The organism is Clostridiales bacterium, from assembly GCA_012512255.1.
Classification (GTDB): domain Bacteria; phylum Bacillota; class Clostridia; order Christensenellales; family DUVY01; genus DUVY01.
On record JAAZDJ010000025.1, the window covers coordinates 1 to 16081 of the forward strand.

Sequence of the window (16081 nt, forward strand, 5' to 3'; positions counted from 1 at the left end):
GCGCCTACTACCGCGCCCACCTTGGAATAGCCGTATTTGCCTATTAAGCCTTGCCCTAGATCGCTAATAAGCTGGCCCATATGCTGATAAAAAGGCTTGCCTGAGGCAAGTTCTTGGTCTTGCAACTCGGCGCTTGAAGGGTTGGAAGTTTTGACTAGCACAAAAATGCCTTTGTCGTATTTTTGGCAATCATCTATAAAAGGTTTTAGCCCGTCCGAGCCCAAATATCCGTTAACCGTAATAAAATCGGCCTCAAAGCCTATAAACCTTTTGCCCTTAATCTCAACGCCGCTAAAATACGCTCTTGAATAAGCCGAAGCCGTAGAGCCTATGTCGTTTCGCTTGACATCGGCGATTGTAATCATGCCTTTTTGCTTCGCATAAGACAAAGTATCATAAAACGCCTTCATCCCCGCCGCGCCCAATTGTTCGTAATAAGCGACCTGAACTTTTACAGCGGGCACTATCTCAAAAACAGCGTCTATAATATTTTGGTTAAATTCCGTTATAGCGGCGGCCGCCTGTTCTAAAGAATTGATTTTGTCCAGCTTTTCTTCGGGCAAATAACTTATATCCGTGTCAAGCCCGATAACCGAGGGGTTATCTGTCGCTTTGATTTTTTCTATTAATTTGTCAATCATTGCGCTCTCTCCAAAATCTTGTCATAGGCATAAACAATATTGCCTTCCACTATGGTCATTATCGCCTTTCCTTTGAGTTTCCAGCCGTTAAACAAGCTGTTTTGGGCTTTGGAAAAGGTCTTTTTGGCGTCAAAGATATATTCTATATTGGGGTCAATAACCGTAATATCGGCGATATTTCCTATTTTGAGTTCTCCCACATCTTTTAGCTTCAAAATTTTGGCCGGATTAGCGCTCATAAACCTTGCCAAATCGGTCCAATCAAAGCCTTTTTCTAACAGGCGGGTATTAAGGCCTACCGCGCTTTCCAGCCCGATTGTGCCAAAGGCGGCGTTGGCAAATTCCACATTCTTTTCGTCCAAATGATGCGGCGCATGGTCGGTCGCAAGCGCATCAATTACGCCGTCTTTTAGGCCTTGAATAAGCGCCTCGTTATCCAAATTTTCTCTCAAAGGGGGATTGATTTTGGCGAATGTGTTGAAGTTTAGAATTTCTTTGTCCGTGGCGAATAAATATTGCGGGCAAGTCTCGGCCGTAATTTGAGCGCCTTGGCTTTTGAAATATCTTATTAGTTCCACAGCGCCTTTTGTGCTGACATGAGCGATATGCAGCCGCGCGTTAAGCGATTGGGCAATTATTATATCCCGAGCCGTGCCCGCGTCTTCTGCGGCTCTTGGTATGCCTTTTAAGCCTATAATGCTGGCGCTCTCGCCCTCATGGACATAACCGCCGTCGCTTAGGCTTGTGTCTTCGCAGTGCGAAATAATTAGCCCGTCAAAATCTCGTACATACTCAAGCGCCAATCTTAACATGCGCGCTGTGGATATGGGATTGCCGTCGTCGCTAAAGGCGACCGCGCCGCTGTCGTACATCAATCTCATCTCGGCCAATGTTTGACCCTTTTGGCCCTTGGTAACGGCGCCGATGGGCAAAACTTTGCAAAGCCCGCATTCTTTGGCTTTGTAATTTACATATGAAATTAAGGCCGGATTGTCCAATACGGGATCGGTATTGGGCATGCACGCGATCGCAGTAAAACCGCCAGCCACGGCAGACCTAGACCCGCTTGTTATATCTTCTTTATACTCTAAACCCGGCTCCCTTAGATGCGTGTGTATGTCAATCAAGCCCGGCAAGACCATTTTGCCGCTTAAATCGTGTTCTTGGTCCGCTCTATCAGAGTATTTTTCGCCAATATAAACAATGCGGTTATTCTCAAAAACCAAATCGCTGCGGATGATTTTGTCCTTTAATACTATGTTGCCGTTTTTTAATAATGTTTTCATTATTTTTTACCTTAAACTATTATATCAAAAGTTTATTGATTTTACCTATTATCTAAAGAGGCATGACCTTAGGGCTTTTGGGCTGAGCAATAAACCCGTCCAGCCTGTCCGTAAGATATGCCATAACGGACATCCTTACCGCCACGCCGTTGATTACCTGCTTGTTTATATATGAAAATTCGCCGTCCTTTACCTTGGATTCCATTTCAACGCCTCTATTGACGGGTCCTGGATGCATTACCAAAACATCTTTTTTAGCAATCTTTAATAAATCTTGGTCTATGCCGTAGTACCTGTGGTATTCCCTTATGCTCGGAAACATCCCCTTGTCCTGCCGCTCCAATTGCAGCCTTAAACCCATAATGGCGTCGGCTTGGTCCGAGGCCTCTTCTTTGGTCTTGGCGACTGCGACGGGAAAGTTTTCTATGTTGGCGGGCATTAAGGTCGCTGGCCCGCATACTACGACTTTGGCTCCCATAGCCGTAAGTCCCCAAATATTGCTTCGCGCCACCCTAGAATGTTTTATGTCGCCTATGATAGCGATTTTTTTGCCGACAAAACCGCCCCATTTTTCTCTCATGGTCATCATATCCAAAAGCGCTTGGGTGGGATGCTCGTTGAGCCCGTCGCCCGCGTTAATTACAGAAGCTTTGACATTTTGCGCCAAAAGTTTAGGAGCGCCCGAATAAAAATGCCTTATCACCAATATGTCGGCTTGCATATTATCCAAAGTCTTGCCCGTGTCAATAAGGTTTTCGCCCTTTTTTACCGAAGAAGAATTTACTGACAGTTTTATTAAATTTGCGCTTAAAATTTTGGCCGCTTGGTCAAAGCTTGAGCTTGTGCGAGTGCTTGGCTCGTAAAACATTAAAAAAACAGACTTCCCGTTAAGTAGAGAAATCTTTTTTTGCCCGCTTAATAAAACTTTTTTCATCTTAGAGGCGCCGTCCAAGATTTTGGTTATAAATTCGGCCGAGGCGCCCTTTAATCCTATCAAATCCTTTTTATCCATACTTTTCAATATCTTTTTCTGTTTTTTTGGTATCTTTAGATTGTTCAATAAGTCGTGGAGTTATTCTTAATCCGTTTACTTTGCGCTGTCTGATAAGTTTTTTGGTCATGTTTTTGTGCCTAAAGTTCATTGTAAAAAAAACCGCTCCTAAATTTTTTGGCTTATATATAAAAAAAAGGTGCAAAAGCTGTCATTTTTGCACCTTGTTTTCCCTTTTTATAAAGCCGTTGCTATCAAAAAAGATTAAGCAAAATTTATACGCAATATGCATTGTTGTTACTCCGCCTCTTTTTATTAAATATAGCATTTTTTGCTAGTTTTGTAAAACGATTGGCTTGAGTTTTTGCAAAATCGCCTGAAAGTATTCCGGTAACTCACAGCAAAAACTCATCCGCTTGTTTTGGCTGGGATGGTCAAATTCTAGCCTGTAAGCGTGCAATAATTGGCCTTTTAGCTCCTTAAATTCTTGGTTTTTGAACCCATAAACATTGTCGCCCACTATGGGATGCCCCAAATATTTGCAATGGACTCGTATTTGATGCGTCCTGCCCGTGCCCAATTTGAACTCTACAAACGTATGCTTTTGAAACCTCTCTAAGACCTTATAATAAGTTATCGCGTATCGGCCTTTTGAAGCGTCCGTTGCGGCAAACTTTTTTCGGTCTTTTTTATCGCGGGCAATATTTTTTTCAATTATGCCGTTGTCCTCTTTTAATACGCCTTGGAGTAACGCCCTATAAATTCTTATCGCGGTTTTTTGCGCCATTTGCTCGGCTAATTTTAAATGGGCGAAATCGTTTTTTGCCACGACCATAAGTCCCGAGGTATCCTTGTCAAGCCTATGAACTATGCCGGGTCTTATGGGATCGGCGCTAAGCGAGCTAAAATGATACATCAAAGCGTTAGCTAAAGTGCCACTGCTGACGCCCGCTCCGGGATGGACAACCATGCCTTGCGGCTTGTTAATGACTGCTAAGTCTTGGTCTTCATAAATAATTTCTATGGGAATGTTTTGGGGAATTAATTGGGTCTCGGGCTCGTCGGGAATGTTGATTTCTATAACATCGCCCGCCCGCAGGCTTTTGCCAGCCTTGACTTTTTGGTCCGCGACCAAAATATTGCCTTCGTCTATTAATTTTTTTATTTGGGAACGGGTTATATCTAAAACTTCAGCAAGAAAAACATCCAGCCTGTCGTTGTCTTTTTCGGCGATAATGATTTGTTTGTCCATTTTGATATTTTAATTTTCCAAAGCCGCTTCTTTATCGTCATTAATTTCTTTTTTGCGATGGCCTATGATTATGGCGATAATAAGCAATATCACGCCTATCGTAACGGCGCTGTCGGCTAGATTGAATATGGCAAAACTCTCGCCCAACAGCGGCAAGTCATAACCAAAATATATTATCTCTATAAAATCCCGAACAGAGCCTATCGCCAAACGGTCAACCATGTTGCCTATCGCCCCGCCTATGAGCAAAGCGATGGCTGTTTTACTTAAAGCTGTCAATCTATCGCAATCATAGATAAGATATAACAGCAATAAAATTATAGCGATAGCCGTAACGGTTATCAAAAACCAGCGCTTGCCCTCTAAAATAGAAAAGGCCGCGCCTTCGTTAAGCACATAAGTAATGGACAAAAATTTTGGGATTAATACTACGCTCTGCCCGAGGGTAAGATTGTTTTCCACGATGGATTTGGTCAAAAGGTCGGCAAAAATAATGCAAGCAATTATAACCAAAGGAACCCAAAGATTTTTTACAAAATCCTTAAGGCTGCGGTTTTTGATCCTTGAACCAATTTTACCAAAAAAATCATATATTTTCATTATTTTAACTTTACCAAAAAAATATAGCTGTGTAAAGCAATAATTTAAGCAAAATTTTTTTTAGTCTTTATATCAACAAAAAGCGGGGAAAGTTTTCTAAGTTCCGAGATAGTTTCAGTTAAGGTCTTAACGGCATAGTCTATTTCGTCTTTTGTGTTATATTTGCCGATAGAAAATCTTATTGAGCTATTAGCCAATTCTTCGGGGACGCCCATCGCCATTAGCACATAAGACGGCTTAAAATTGCCCGCCGTGCAGGCAGAACCTACGCTCGCGGCTATGCCTTTGATATCAAGCATATTCAAAACATTTTGGCTTTTTACATAGTCAAAACTAAAATTGACATTGCCGTCTAGTCTTTGCGTTCTGTGCCCGTTGAGCTTGGCATAAGGTATGTTTTCTTCTATCTTTTTAATAAAATAATCGCGCAAAGCTCTTATATGTTTGGAGTTTTTTTGACGGTCTTTGACGGCTTTTTCAATGGCGGCGCCCATGCCCGCAATGGCGGGGACATTGGATGTCCCGCCTCTTTGGCCTCGCTCTTGATTGCCTCCGGCGATAAGCCTTTGTATTTTGACGCCGTTTTTGATGTATAGCGCGCCTACGCCTTTGGGCCCGTAAAACTTATGCGCGCTAATGCTTAGCATATCAACGCCCAAATCTTGCACGTTTACATCCAGCGCGCCTATCGCCTGGACGGCGTCGGTATGAAATAAAATGTCTTTATTGTACTTTTTGACGGCTTGGCAGATCTCTTTAACGGGCTGGATCGTCCCTATTTCGTTATTGGCAAGCATTATAGAAACCAAAATGGTATTTTGGTCTAACGCGTCAATGACGCTTTGGGGGCTTATTATGCCAAGTTCGTCAGGTTTAATTTGAACAACTTCAATGCCTTGTTCAACCAAGTCTTCTATACAGCTGATAATTGAAGAATGTTCTATGGCGCTTGCGATAATTCTTTTTTTGGATTTTTTGGATACGCTGACCGCGCCTTTATAAGCCCAGTTGTTTGCCTCGGTCGCGCTGCAAGTAAAATATATCTCGTTATCGGACACGCCAAGCGCCCTTGCCACTTGCTCTCTGGCGCGTATTACGGCAAATTCCGCTTTTTTGCCCAAAGAATGCTGACTTTCGGGGTTTGCGAAATGCTCGCAAAAATAAGGCTTCATAGCCTCAAAAACATCTTTGTCGAGCGGAGTGGTCGCCGCGTTGTCCAAATATATCATTTTCATATTTTTATAATAACCCAAAAATCAACATTTATAATCATCTATCAAATCTTGAAGGCTGTGGCTGTCTAATAAACTATTAATGCCTATATATAACTTTTTTAAAATGTTGCGGTTTGGGCAGTATTGGTCGTCGCATTCGTCTAAAACGCAAGCCGTAATTTCTAGGTTATCTTCCAAGGCCCTAAAAATTTGGCCTACGGATATTTCAGAGGGCTTTTTGCAAAGACTGTAACCGCCGTAAAGCCCTCTGGTAGATTTTACTATGCCGCTTTTTATCAGCATTTTCATAATCTTTTCAAGGTATTTGGGCGTAACTTTGGCGCGGGCGGATAGCTCGGACAAAGTCAGTAAATTATCTTTGCTAAGCGCCAAAATAAAACACGCTTTTAGGCCATATCTTGCCTTGGTAGATAGTTTCATTTTATCTTTTTAAATACCTATTTACATTAATATATCGTTTTGATAAAGCGGGAATCGGTCGCACAACGCGATTACCTGTTGTTTAACTTCGGGTATCGCGCTTTCGCCTTCTATTATAATACGCGCCAAAAACTCTCCTATCAATTTCATTTCTTGCTCTTTCATGCCGCGCGTGGTAACGCTGGGAGTGCCCACTCTTATGCCGCTTGTCACCATAGGGCTTCTTTGGTCGTTGGGCACGGCGTTTTTGTTAACCGTGATATGCGCTATGTCAAGCCATTTTTCAACTTCTTTGCCCGTGCGGCCTTTGTCGGTTAAGTCTATCAACATAAGATGATTGTCCGTGCCGTTGGAAACAAGCTTAATGCCCTTGTCCATTAATATTTGGGCGAGAGCTTTGGCGTTTTTTACTATTTGTTTTTGGTATTCCTTGAATTCAGGGCTTAGCGCTTCTTTTAAAGCTACGGCTTTTGCCGCGATGATATGCATCAGCGGACCGCCTTGAGAGCCGGGAAAGACCGCCTTGTTGACTTTTTTAATGATTTCCTCATAATTGGTCAAAATCATTCCGCCTCTTGGGCCTCTTAAAGTCTTATGGGTGGTAGTCGTCACGATATGGGCATAAGGCAAGGGGTTCATATGTTCGCCCGCCGCTACAAGACCGGCGATATGCGCCATATCCACCATTAAATACGCCCCTACCATATCGGCGATTTCCCTAAAGCGCTTAAAGTCAATAGCCCTAGGATACGCGCTCGCGCCCGCTAATATAAGTTTGGGTCTATGTTCTTTGGCCAGTCTTTCTATTTCGTCATAGTCAAGCCTTTCGTTTTTGGGGTTTAGCCCGTAAGAAATAATATTATAATTTTTTCCGCTGTAGTTGACCGGGCTTCCATGCGTGAGATGTCCCCCATGGGCAAGACTCATGCCCAGCACTGTATCGCCTATATTGATAAGCGCCATAAACGCAGCCAAATTGGCGCTTGCGCCGCTGTGCGATTGGACATTGGCGTATTTTGCGCCAAAAAGCTGTTTTGCGCGCTCTATTGCCAAAGTTTCAACGATATCCACATACTCGCAGCCGCCGTAATATCTTTTGCCAGGATAGCCCTCGGCGTATTTGTTGGTAAGATGCGAACCTGCCGCCGTCATTACCGCTAAAGACACGAAATTTTCGCTGGCTATGAGTTCCAGGTTATGCCTTTGGCGGTATAATTCTTTTTTGATAGCCTCAAAAACTTCCGCGTCGCAAGATTTGAGCGTTGAAAAATCAATCATTATTAAAAAACCTCGCTATGTATATTAAATTTTTTAGCTTTTAGAGATTGTAAAAAAACTTAGATATGCTGATTTATAAATTCCAAAATAGCCGATTTGGGTTTTAGCCCTATTAGGCTTGCTATGTATTTGCCGTCTTTAAAAATAACCAAAGTGGGAATAGTCATTACTCCGTAATTGCGGGCTGTCTCAATGTCGTCATCCACATTCAGCTTGGCAAATACCGCTTTTTCGCCTATTTCTTGTTCTATCTCGTCCAATATAGGAGCCAAAGCTTTGCAAGGACCGCACCATTTAGCCCAAAAATCCACAATGACGGGCTTGGGCGATTTTAGCACCTCCTGCTCAAAATTATCTTTATTTAGTTCTATCATCTTTTTAGCTCCTCCGCTATTTTGAATTTTGATTATAAACTCTTATTATTTTGGGAGCGAATTTTTGATTTTTTGCTATAATCTTGTCTATGACAAACACAACCAAAAACCCAAAGACCAAAGAACCCGCAACCGTTATTATTGAATACAGCTCGCTAAACCTTGCAGCGCTCGCCAAAATAACCCCCAAAAGCGCCATAACAAGCGGAATGCCAAACACTATCAGGTAAGAAAGAGTTACGGCTTTTCCCAAAATTTCCACCTCCACAATATCGCCTACCTTGGCGCCCAGGTCGTTTTTTATAATAATACTGACATTGCCGCCTTGGTCAATAGAACATGCCCTGCATTTGTCGCAAGCCGATGTTCTTTTGAATTGAACTTGGACATTATCGTCCATTATTGCCGTAACTTTTCCCCGTTCTAGCATATGCCTTCCTTTTTTATTCTAGGTCTATCTTGATTGACAGTTCTTTAAGCTGACGGGGCTCTACCTTGTCGGGCGCTCCTGTCATCAAGTCCGAGGCGTTTTGCACCTTAGGGAAAGGTATAACATCTTTTATATTGTCGGTGTCCGCCAAAAGCATCACCAATCTATCCAATCCAAACGCCAAGCCGCCGTGCGGGGGCGTTCCGTATTTGAACGCATTAACAAAAAATCCAAACCTGTCGGCAATCTGCTCGTCTGTCAAGCCCAATACCTTAAACATTTTGTTTTGGATATCCCTATTAAATATTCTCAGGCTGCCGCCGCCTACTTCCGCGCCGTTAATTACCAAGTCATACGCCTTGGCGCGAACTTTTTGGGGCTCTTTGTCCAAAAGCTCAAGGTCTTCGTTTTTGGGGCTGGTAAAAGGATGGTGCTTGGCCACATAACGCTTTTCCTCCTCGCTGTATTCCAAAAGAGGAAAATCGGTTATCCATAGCGCGTCGTATCTTGAACGGTCAATTAGCCCGGCTGTTTGGCCTAGTTTTAGCCTTAGGGCGCCCAAAGCGTCAAACACTATTTGGTCTTTGTCCGCGCCAAAAAACAGTATATCGCCTATTTCGGCGTTGGCGCGTTTTAGGATTGCTTGCGTTGTTTCTTCGGACATAAATTTGGTAATAACGGACTGTATCCCGTCTTCTCTTACCGCAATCCACGCCAAGCCTTTTGCCCTGAATATCTTGACAAAATCGGTCAATGCGTCTATATCGCGGCGCGATAATATGGGGTTATCGCCTTTAATAAAGCCCTTGGCGTTTATCATGCGCACGCTGCCGCCGTTTTTGACAGCGTCCGAAAAAACCTTAAAGCCGCAATCTTTAGCAAGATCGGATATGTCTATAAGCTCAAGGCCGAAACGGGTATCGGGCTTGTCCGTGCCAAACCTGTTCATCGCCTCTTGATAGGTAAGGCGGGGCAACTTTTCGGGCAATTTAACCCCTTTTATCTTTTCAAAAAGCTCTTTTATCATGCCTTCCGTCACGGTCATCACATCTTCTTCATTGTCCACAAACGACATTTCCAAGTCTATCTGGGTAAACTCGGGCTGGCGGTTGGCTCTTAGGTCCTCGTCCCTAAAACATCTGGCTATTTGGTAATAACGGTCAAACCCCGATATCATCAATAATTGCTTATATAATTGCGGCGATTGGGATAGCGCGTAAAAGCTGCCGGGATGGACGCGGCTGGGGACAAGATAGTCCCTGGCACCCTCGGGCGTGGATTTGCCCAAATACGGCGTTTCAATCTCCCAAAAACCGTTTTTGCTAAGATAATCCCGCGAAATCTTGCACACTAAATTTCTTATGCGCATAATCTCTTGAAGCCTTGGCGTTCTTAGCTCCAAATATCTATATTTTAGCCTTAACGGCTCGTTAACCAAATGAACATCGTCCAGCTCAAAAGGCGGCGTGTCGGCGTCGGACAAAATTTTGACGGCCGTCGCCAAAAGCTCAATAGTTCCCGTTTTGATTTTGGGGTTAACAGTTTCCTCGGAACGACGGCGTATCTTGCCTTTTACCGCGATAACATATTCGCTGCGCAACTTTTCCGCCTTGTGAAACTCGTCCTTAATTACCGAGGAATCAAACACTACCTGCAAAATGCCGCTTCGGTCTCGCAAATCCACAAATATCAATCCGCCAAAATCGCGTCGGGTGTTTACCCAGCCCATTACGATTGTTTCTCGGCCAATCAAGCTTTCGTCGGCTTCGCCGGCATAGCATGTCCGTTTCCAATCACCTAAAAATTCTGCCATATTAAATTTTCTTTAGCTCCTTAATTAAAGTTTTGATTATATCTTGTTGGGCGACTTTGAAAATATTGCCGTTTTGCATATTTTTTAAGGGATATATTCCCGACTGTATTTCGTTGCCGCCTATTGTTATGCAAAATTTTGCGCCTTGTTTGTCGGCGTATTTTAATTGCGCTTTTAGGCTTCTGTCAATTTGGTCGTAATCTGCCGAAATGCCCGCCTTTCGCAAATCGCTTGCGAGTTTTATGGCGGCATTAATCGGGACTTCGTCGGTAAGCGCGATAAAGACATCCAATTTGTTGGGGTCTTGTATTACTACGCCCGAGTTTTCCAAGACCAATAAAAGCCTTTCCAGTCCCAACCCAAATCCCACCGCCGGGGTGGGTTTTCCGCCAAGGGATTCTATTAGATTATCATACCTGCCGCCGCCGCAAACCGTTTCTTGCGAGGACGTAGCCTCGTTCGGCAAAAACTCAAAAACCGTTTTGGTATAATAATCCAAGCCTCTTACCAAATAAGGATTGACCGTATATTCTATATTGTTGTCATCCAGAATGGATTTTAGGCTTTCAAAATGCTCCCGATCTTCCTCGCTTAAATAGTCTATTGTCTTGGGCGCGGCGGCCAAAACAGCCTTGCAAGAATTAAGCTTGCAATCCAAAACTCTCAAAGGATTTTTTTGGATGCGGTCTCGGCACAACGGGCAAAGGCCGTTGGCGTTTTTGTTTAGATAATCTTTTAGGATTTGGTTATATTTTTTTCGGGATTGGCCGCTTCCTATGCTGTTAATATCAAGCCTTAAACTATTAATGCCCACAGCTTCCAAAAAATCTTTGGCAAGCATTATTACTTCGGCGTCTGTATGGGCTTCGGCCGCGCCAAATATTTCAACGCCAAACTGATGGAACTGCCTAAGCCTGCCGGCCTGCGGCTTTTCGTATCTGAAAGCGGGCGTTATATAATACATCTTAACGGGCATAGCCGAATTTGACAACGACTCTATAAAAGCCCTTGCCACGCCCGCCGTTCCCTCGGGCTTTAGGGTAATAGACCTGCCGCCTTTGTCCAAAAATGTATACATTTCTTTGTTGACAATGTCTGTGGTCTCGCCCACGCTTCGCTCAAATAACTCGGTATGCTCAAAAATGGGAGTGCGTATTTCTTTTAGGTTATAAAGACGGGTAATTTTGCGCGCTATATCTTCAAGATACTGCCATTTGAAGCTGGCGTCGGGCAATATGTCTTTTGTGCCCTTGGGAATATTAATCATAATAATTAATTATATGACAAGCCGATTGACTAAGTCAAGCATACTAAAATTGGCAATAATATTAAAACTATTAATTAAATGGATATTTAAATAAAAAATTATAATCCATAAAAAACCTAAAATCTAAGAATATTAAATTGACAATATTTGACCCTTTAATATATCATTAAGCTGGCGAATTGTTTTTTGAAAAATTCGTCTTGGGCTAATAATTGTTTCCGGGTGGAACGCTATTATTTCTACCCTTTATTTTTATAGGAGGATGATTATGAAATTGGATTTTTTGCAAAGCCTTGAATATGCCCTGTTTGTTTTTGTCTTGGCTATTTTGACGCTGTTTGCGCTTAGCCTGATATTCAAGCTGTTTTCTTTGTTATTGGATAAAATCGCGAAAATTGATTTTAAGAAACTTTTCAAAAAAGATAGATCAAATAACCAAAACGAGCCTTCTTCGGAGTTGGACGGTGCTGTTTACGCGACGGTAACGGATGAGAAGGGAAAGCAAAAAAGCTTTAAGATGACTTCCATAAAGAAACTAAAGGAGAATGACTGATGATTTGGGACGCGCTTAAAAACTTATGGCAAGATTCGGGTTTTGCTAATATGACTTGGCAGCAAGTTGTAATGATTATTATAGCCTGTGTTTTGTTATTCTTGGCGATTGTCAAAGAGTATGAGCCTTTGTTGCTTGTGACTATAGCTTTTGGAATGCTGCTTGCCAACCTACCCAAAACGGGACTTATGGCAAAAGCCGTGGGAGATGAAAACGGCGGCTTGTTATATTACTTATATTTGGGCGTAGAAAAAGGAATTTATCCTTCTTTGATTTTTTTGGGAATAGGCGCTATGACCGATTTTGGACCGCTGCTTTCCCGCCCTTCAAGTTTTTTGCTGGGCGCGGGCGCGCAAATGGGCATAAGCGTGGCTTTTATTATCGCTTGTTTGCTTGGGTTTACGGGACAAGAGGCGGCGTCTATCGCGATAATCGGGGGCGCGGACGGCCCTACCGCTATATATCAAACTACAAGGCTTGCGCCTAAGTTGCTGCCGGCTATAGCTATCGCGGCTTATTCTTACATGGCTCTTATACCCATAATTCAGCCTCCTATTATGAGATTGCTTACCACCAAAAAAGAGCGTATGGTTGTTATGGAACAGCCGCGCAAAGTTTCAAAAGCCGAAAAAATTTGCTTCCCCATTATAGTTACTATAATTTGCGTTTTGTTGCTGCCTTCGGTGGCGCCCCTAATCGGAATGCTTATGCTGGGCAACTTGTTCAGGGAGTGCGGCGTGGTTGACAGATTGTCCGACACGGCGCAAAACGCGCTAATTAATATAGTTACTATCTTCTTAGGGCTTACCGTGGGCGCGACCGCCACAGGCGAAACATTTTTGAGCCCGGACACAATCAAAATTATCCTTCTTGGGCTGTTCGCTTTCGCGTTTAGCACGGTTGGCGGGTTGTTGTTTGGAAAACTGTTGTATGTGATATCCAAAGGCAAAATCAATCCCTTGATAGGCTCGGCGGGAGTTTCCGCAGTGCCTATGGCGGCCAGAGTGTCCCAAAAAGAAGGGCAAAGAGCCAATCCCAATAATTATCTCTTAATGCACGCTATGGGGCCTAATGTGGCGGGCGTTATAGGTTCGGCTGTGGTCGCGGGCATATTCCTTGCGTTGTTTGGATAAGTATGATTTAAGGTATGTAAGGCATAGAAGGCGTATAAAGAAACTATAAATAAAAAAAATCTCATAACCTTTCGCGTTATGGGATTTTTTGCTTTAAAACGGTTTTTTGTGTTGTTTTTTTGCGCAAAAGTATTTATAATATTATTTGATTATATAATAAATATTATTGAATATTATATATTTATTTTTTCGGATTTGGGGCATTAGCAAATTAATAATGGTAATAATTATAAAATAACTTTTTGAAATTTATCGCCAAACACTTGACCTAAACGGTCAAAATGCTCTATAATTTAACAGTCATTTTGATATAAAACGATTGTTTTGGGGGTATAGCTCAGCTGGTAGAGCACCTGCCTTGCAAGCAGGGGGTCAGCGGTTCAACTCCGCTTACCTCCACCAAACTAGATTGATAGGTAATTGATAAATATATATTTATAGGACTGTAGCTCAGCAGGTTAGAGCACCACCCTGATAAGGTGGGGGTCGGTGGTTCGAGTCCACTCAGTCCTACCAAGTGAATTGGTCAATAAGTCTTACGGCTTATTGACCTTTTTTTATGCTATTTAAGCGGTTTTGACCTAACTTAAGACCTACTTTGTTTTGGTATTTATGGCAGGGCTTCTTTTGTGTTGTTATATTTTGCAATAAACAATTTGTAGTTATTAACATCAAAAATTATAGAATTTACTGAACTGTATTATATTTGTGATATAATCTATAAAGGTAGGTTAATTGAATATGAATATGAATTGGTTATCTAAAATTCTGAATTAATATCTTATAATAAAAAAAATTTAGGGTAAATGCCCAAATTAAATGTTTGCAAAAATTGCCTATTATTGTCGCAAAATGAGAGATTTTTCCGCCCATAGATTTTTTTGACGGTCGGCTATGTTAATAATATAAATTTTCCAAAAATTATTTTTTTTATAAAAGCGCAAATGATTGAAATAAATCAAAAGATATGCTAATATTATTTATGCTCAATGACCGCTTGCCGAAGTGGTGGAATTGGCAGACGCGCGGGACTCAAAATCCCGTATCCGCAAGGATGTGTGGGTTCAAGTCCCACCTTCGGCACCAATAATGAAACCGCTATATAGCGGTTTTTTTATTTTATATTTATAAAATTCATCTGAATTTTTGAAGAGTTTAACTAAGTTTATTATGGGGTTGTATTAATTTCATTAAGTATTATTTCGTTGATAGATTCAAAAAAGTTAAGGTTTTCGGTTTTGACGCCAAACTCATTAACGATTATTTTGCTTATATCTTTCAAAACGCTTTCTATCTTTTTGCCCGTTCTTTTCTCTATATAATCTTTGGTAAACGGCTTTAAGTCATGGGCGGTTTTATTGCGAATTTTTTGCTCAAAATTGCGCAAATCTTCATAAATTCTGACATCAACTTTGGAAAAATCGCCATTTTTGAACATTTCCACAAAATGCTTATAACCTAGAATTTGTTTGTCATTATATGCTGCGTTAGTTAACAAGCCCAAAGCCGCAGCTTTTGCGCAATCTAAAATTTCAACATTATTTTGGTCTGTTGTGACAATAGAATCATATCGCTTGCTGTCTTTTTGCCTAAAAACTTGTTTTGCTATACAAAACATCAAAGGCGTTATCCTATTGGCAAAATCCACATATTCATGCTTATAAAACTTTATCTTAAGTAAATTATACGCCTGCGTAATTAACCTAACATGATAACTTATAGTTTTGAGAGACAAGCCAAAGCCTTGCGCTTTTCTAAAGAAATCACTATCGTTTTCCATAGAATAATATTCGTAAGCAAATTCAATCATCGCCTTGATTTTTGTATTCTTATACAAATGCACATCTTTGATTAATTCCAAAGCTGCCTTATAATCATACGATTCAATAGCCTTTTTTAGCTTAACTTTTAGCATGCTATTTCTAAACATAAAGATATTAGGCTCTCTACATCTATTGATAAAAAATTCGGGATAATCGTCAAAATTATCATCAGTTCTTTCCGCTTCCCCGCCTGTTATATGTGGAATATTGGTGTTAGCGCCTTTTTGCGGGGTAATTACTTGTATAGGTTTAAATCCTCTGTCATTTGTTACAATATCCAAGCATACGCTTGCCTGCATCTGAGGCGTTCCTGACGTAATATTAACTAATATAACGGCGTCTTTGTGTTTTTCATAAATTTCATTATGATTTTTTTCATAGATATGCATCTCATCAAAATCCGAAGGGTCGTTTTCGTTAAGGTCTATTATGACTATTTTTACTTCTTTGTTTAGTTTTTGGTATAAATGCTCAATATGCATTTTTGTCTTAATAGTATTTTTTTCTCTCATTTCTTTTGTGGATATCAAGTATATGATATCGGGTTGATAAACTCTTGCTATATGCAGCGCGGGGCCGTCCCTTTTTTCTTTATCTTTAGTTCCTCTTATGGGATCTGTAGCTCCGATATTGCTTATTAAAACTATCATAATCTTCCCCCTTATAAAAATCTTTTAATTTTTATAACATTGTCTTTTTTTTTGGCTGGCGTGAAAAACTTTAGCGACAAGTTATCTGTGTTTTTTTGAGTTAAAAAAATATTTAAATTAGCTAGCTTACTTTAAATTAAATCTAATCTAAGAAAAATATGTCCCTTTCCAGTATGGTTAGATGATTAACAGTCATGAGTTTTGTCTTGTTGCTTAGAGTAATTAACGGGTATCCGTCCAGTATGGTTAGATGATTAACCGATAAGTATGGATATGAAAATGTATATCGCGTTAGGTATCCGTCCAGTATGGTTAGATGATTAACTGCTAAACAA

Annotated in this window: 15 protein-coding genes and 3 tRNA genes; 5 read left to right on the plus strand and 13 right to left on the minus strand. The window is 41.3% G+C overall.

The features are described 5' to 3' along the window. From pyrF to GX756_01240, 12 genes are all read right to left on the minus strand, one after another. The coding region (gene pyrF, locus GX756_01185; protein ID NLC16482.1) for an orotidine-5'-phosphate decarboxylase at positions 1 to 641 on the minus strand (641 nt) is incomplete at its 3' end. After that, positions 638 to 1927 (minus strand): dihydroorotase, encoded by a 1290-nt coding sequence (locus tag GX756_01190; GenBank protein NLC16483.1) that lies wholly within the window; start codon positions 1925 to 1927, stop codon positions 638 to 640. The genes pyrF and GX756_01190, both read right to left, overlap by 4 nt. 52 nt (positions 1928 to 1979) lie before the next feature. Then, positions 1980 to 2939: an aspartate carbamoyltransferase catalytic subunit gene (locus GX756_01195; protein NLC16484.1), complete on the minus strand. Its 960-nt coding sequence runs from the start codon at positions 2937 to 2939 to the stop codon at positions 1980 to 1982. A gap of 313 nt (positions 2940 to 3252) precedes the next feature. Next, positions 3253 to 4170: an RluA family pseudouridine synthase gene (locus tag GX756_01200; protein ID NLC16485.1), complete on the minus strand. Its 918-nt coding sequence runs from the start codon at positions 4168 to 4170 to the stop codon at positions 3253 to 3255. A gap of 9 nt (positions 4171 to 4179) precedes the next feature. Further along, positions 4180 to 4770 carry a signal peptidase II gene (gene lspA, locus GX756_01205; GenBank protein ID NLC16486.1) on the minus strand — a complete coding sequence of 197 codons (591 nt, stop codon included), beginning with the start codon at positions 4768 to 4770 and terminating at the stop codon, positions 4180 to 4182. Between the two features lie 44 nt (positions 4771 to 4814). Next, positions 4815 to 6005: a cysteine desulfurase gene (locus GX756_01210; protein NLC16487.1), complete on the minus strand. Its 1191-nt coding sequence runs from the start codon at positions 6003 to 6005 to the stop codon at positions 4815 to 4817. A 21-nt stretch (positions 6006 to 6026) separates the two neighbouring features. Further along, positions 6027 to 6425, minus strand: coding sequence for an Rrf2 family transcriptional regulator (locus GX756_01215; protein ID NLC16488.1), 399 nt, complete (start codon positions 6423 to 6425; stop codon positions 6027 to 6029). Between the two features lie 21 nt (positions 6426 to 6446). Next, positions 6447 to 7703 (minus strand): serine hydroxymethyltransferase, encoded by a 1257-nt coding sequence (locus GX756_01220; protein ID NLC16489.1) that lies wholly within the window; start codon positions 7701 to 7703, stop codon positions 6447 to 6449. A gap of 59 nt (positions 7704 to 7762) precedes the next feature. Beyond that, positions 7763 to 8077 carry a thioredoxin gene (gene trxA, locus GX756_01225; protein ID NLC16490.1) on the minus strand — a complete coding sequence of 105 codons (315 nt, stop codon included), beginning with the start codon at positions 8075 to 8077 and terminating at the stop codon, positions 7763 to 7765. Between the two features lie 16 nt (positions 8078 to 8093). Beyond that, positions 8094 to 8507: a SoxR reducing system RseC family protein gene (locus GX756_01230; protein ID NLC16491.1), complete on the minus strand. Its 414-nt coding sequence runs from the start codon at positions 8505 to 8507 to the stop codon at positions 8094 to 8096. A 13-nt stretch (positions 8508 to 8520) separates the two neighbouring features. Next, positions 8521 to 10320: an aspartate--tRNA ligase gene (aspS, locus tag GX756_01235; GenBank protein ID NLC16492.1), complete on the minus strand. Its 1800-nt coding sequence runs from the start codon at positions 10318 to 10320 to the stop codon at positions 8521 to 8523. Between the two features lies 1 nt (position 10321). Beyond that, positions 10322 to 11590, minus strand: coding sequence for a histidine--tRNA ligase (locus GX756_01240; GenBank protein ID NLC16493.1), 1269 nt, complete (start codon positions 11588 to 11590; stop codon positions 10322 to 10324). 265 nt (positions 11591 to 11855) lie between these two features. Here GX756_01240 and GX756_01245 point away from each other — a divergent pair, with 265 nt between their 5' ends. From GX756_01245 to GX756_01265, 5 genes are all read left to right on the plus strand, one after another. Then, entirely contained in the window at positions 11856 to 12140 is a 285-nt protein-coding gene (locus tag GX756_01245; protein NLC16494.1) for a hypothetical protein, read from the plus strand. Next, positions 12140 to 13273, plus strand: coding sequence for a sodium ion-translocating decarboxylase subunit beta (locus tag GX756_01250; GenBank protein ID NLC16495.1), 1134 nt, complete (start codon positions 12140 to 12142; stop codon positions 13271 to 13273). Before GX756_01245 ends, GX756_01250 begins: the two co-directional genes overlap by 1 nt. A 326-nt stretch (positions 13274 to 13599) precedes the next feature. Next, a tRNA-Ala gene (locus GX756_01255) sits at positions 13600 to 13675 on the plus strand. Positions 13676 to 13712: 37 nt separating this feature from the next. Further along, positions 13713 to 13789: transfer RNA gene (locus GX756_01260), tRNA-Ile, on the plus strand. Positions 13790 to 14272: 483 nt separating this feature from the next. Further along, positions 14273 to 14359 (plus strand) — tRNA-Leu (locus tag GX756_01265). Between the two features lie 82 nt (positions 14360 to 14441). Here the strand turns inward: GX756_01265 and GX756_01270 are convergent. Beyond that, positions 14442 to 15746, minus strand: a complete 1305-nt coding sequence (locus GX756_01270; GenBank protein ID NLC16496.1) for a hypothetical protein — start codon at positions 15744 to 15746, stop codon at positions 14442 to 14444. Positions 15747 to 16081: the final 335 nt, after the last annotated feature.

Excerpts from the sequence above, each read along its gene's own strand:
- GX756_01190 (NLC16483.1), bottom strand. The coding sequence starts at position 1,927 with ATGAAAACATTATTAAAAAACGGCAACATAGTATTAAAGGACAAAATC.
- GX756_01195 (NLC16484.1), bottom strand. The coding sequence starts at position 2,939 with ATGGATAAAAAGGATTTGATAGGATTAAAGGGCGCCTCGGCCGAATTT.
- GX756_01200 (NLC16485.1), bottom strand. The coding sequence starts at position 4,170 with ATGGACAAACAAATCATTATCGCCGAAAAAGACAACGACAGGCTGGAT.
- lspA (NLC16486.1), bottom strand. The coding sequence starts at position 4,770 with ATGAAAATATATGATTTTTTTGGTAAAATTGGTTCAAGGATCAAAAAC.
- GX756_01210 (NLC16487.1), bottom strand. The coding sequence starts at position 6,005 with ATGAAAATGATATATTTGGACAACGCGGCGACCACTCCGCTCGACAAA.
- GX756_01215 (NLC16488.1), bottom strand. The coding sequence starts at position 6,425 with ATGAAACTATCTACCAAGGCAAGATATGGCCTAAAAGCGTGTTTTATT.
- GX756_01220 (NLC16489.1), bottom strand. The coding sequence starts at position 7,703 with ATGATTGATTTTTCAACGCTCAAATCTTGCGACGCGGAAGTTTTTGAG.
- trxA (NLC16490.1), bottom strand. The coding sequence starts at position 8,077 with ATGATAGAACTAAATAAAGATAATTTTGAGCAGGAGGTGCTAAAATCG.
- GX756_01230 (NLC16491.1), bottom strand. The coding sequence starts at position 8,507 with ATGCTAGAACGGGGAAAAGTTACGGCAATAATGGACGATAATGTCCAA.
- aspS (NLC16492.1), bottom strand. The coding sequence starts at position 10,320 with ATGGCAGAATTTTTAGGTGATTGGAAACGGACATGCTATGCCGGCGAA.
- GX756_01245 (NLC16494.1), top strand. The coding sequence starts at position 11,856 with ATGAAATTGGATTTTTTGCAAAGCCTTGAATATGCCCTGTTTGTTTTT.
- GX756_01250 (NLC16495.1), top strand. The coding sequence starts at position 12,140 with ATGATTTGGGACGCGCTTAAAAACTTATGGCAAGATTCGGGTTTTGCT.
- GX756_01270 (NLC16496.1), bottom strand. The coding sequence starts at position 15,746 with ATGATAGTTTTAATAAGCAATATCGGAGCTACAGATCCCATAAGAGGA.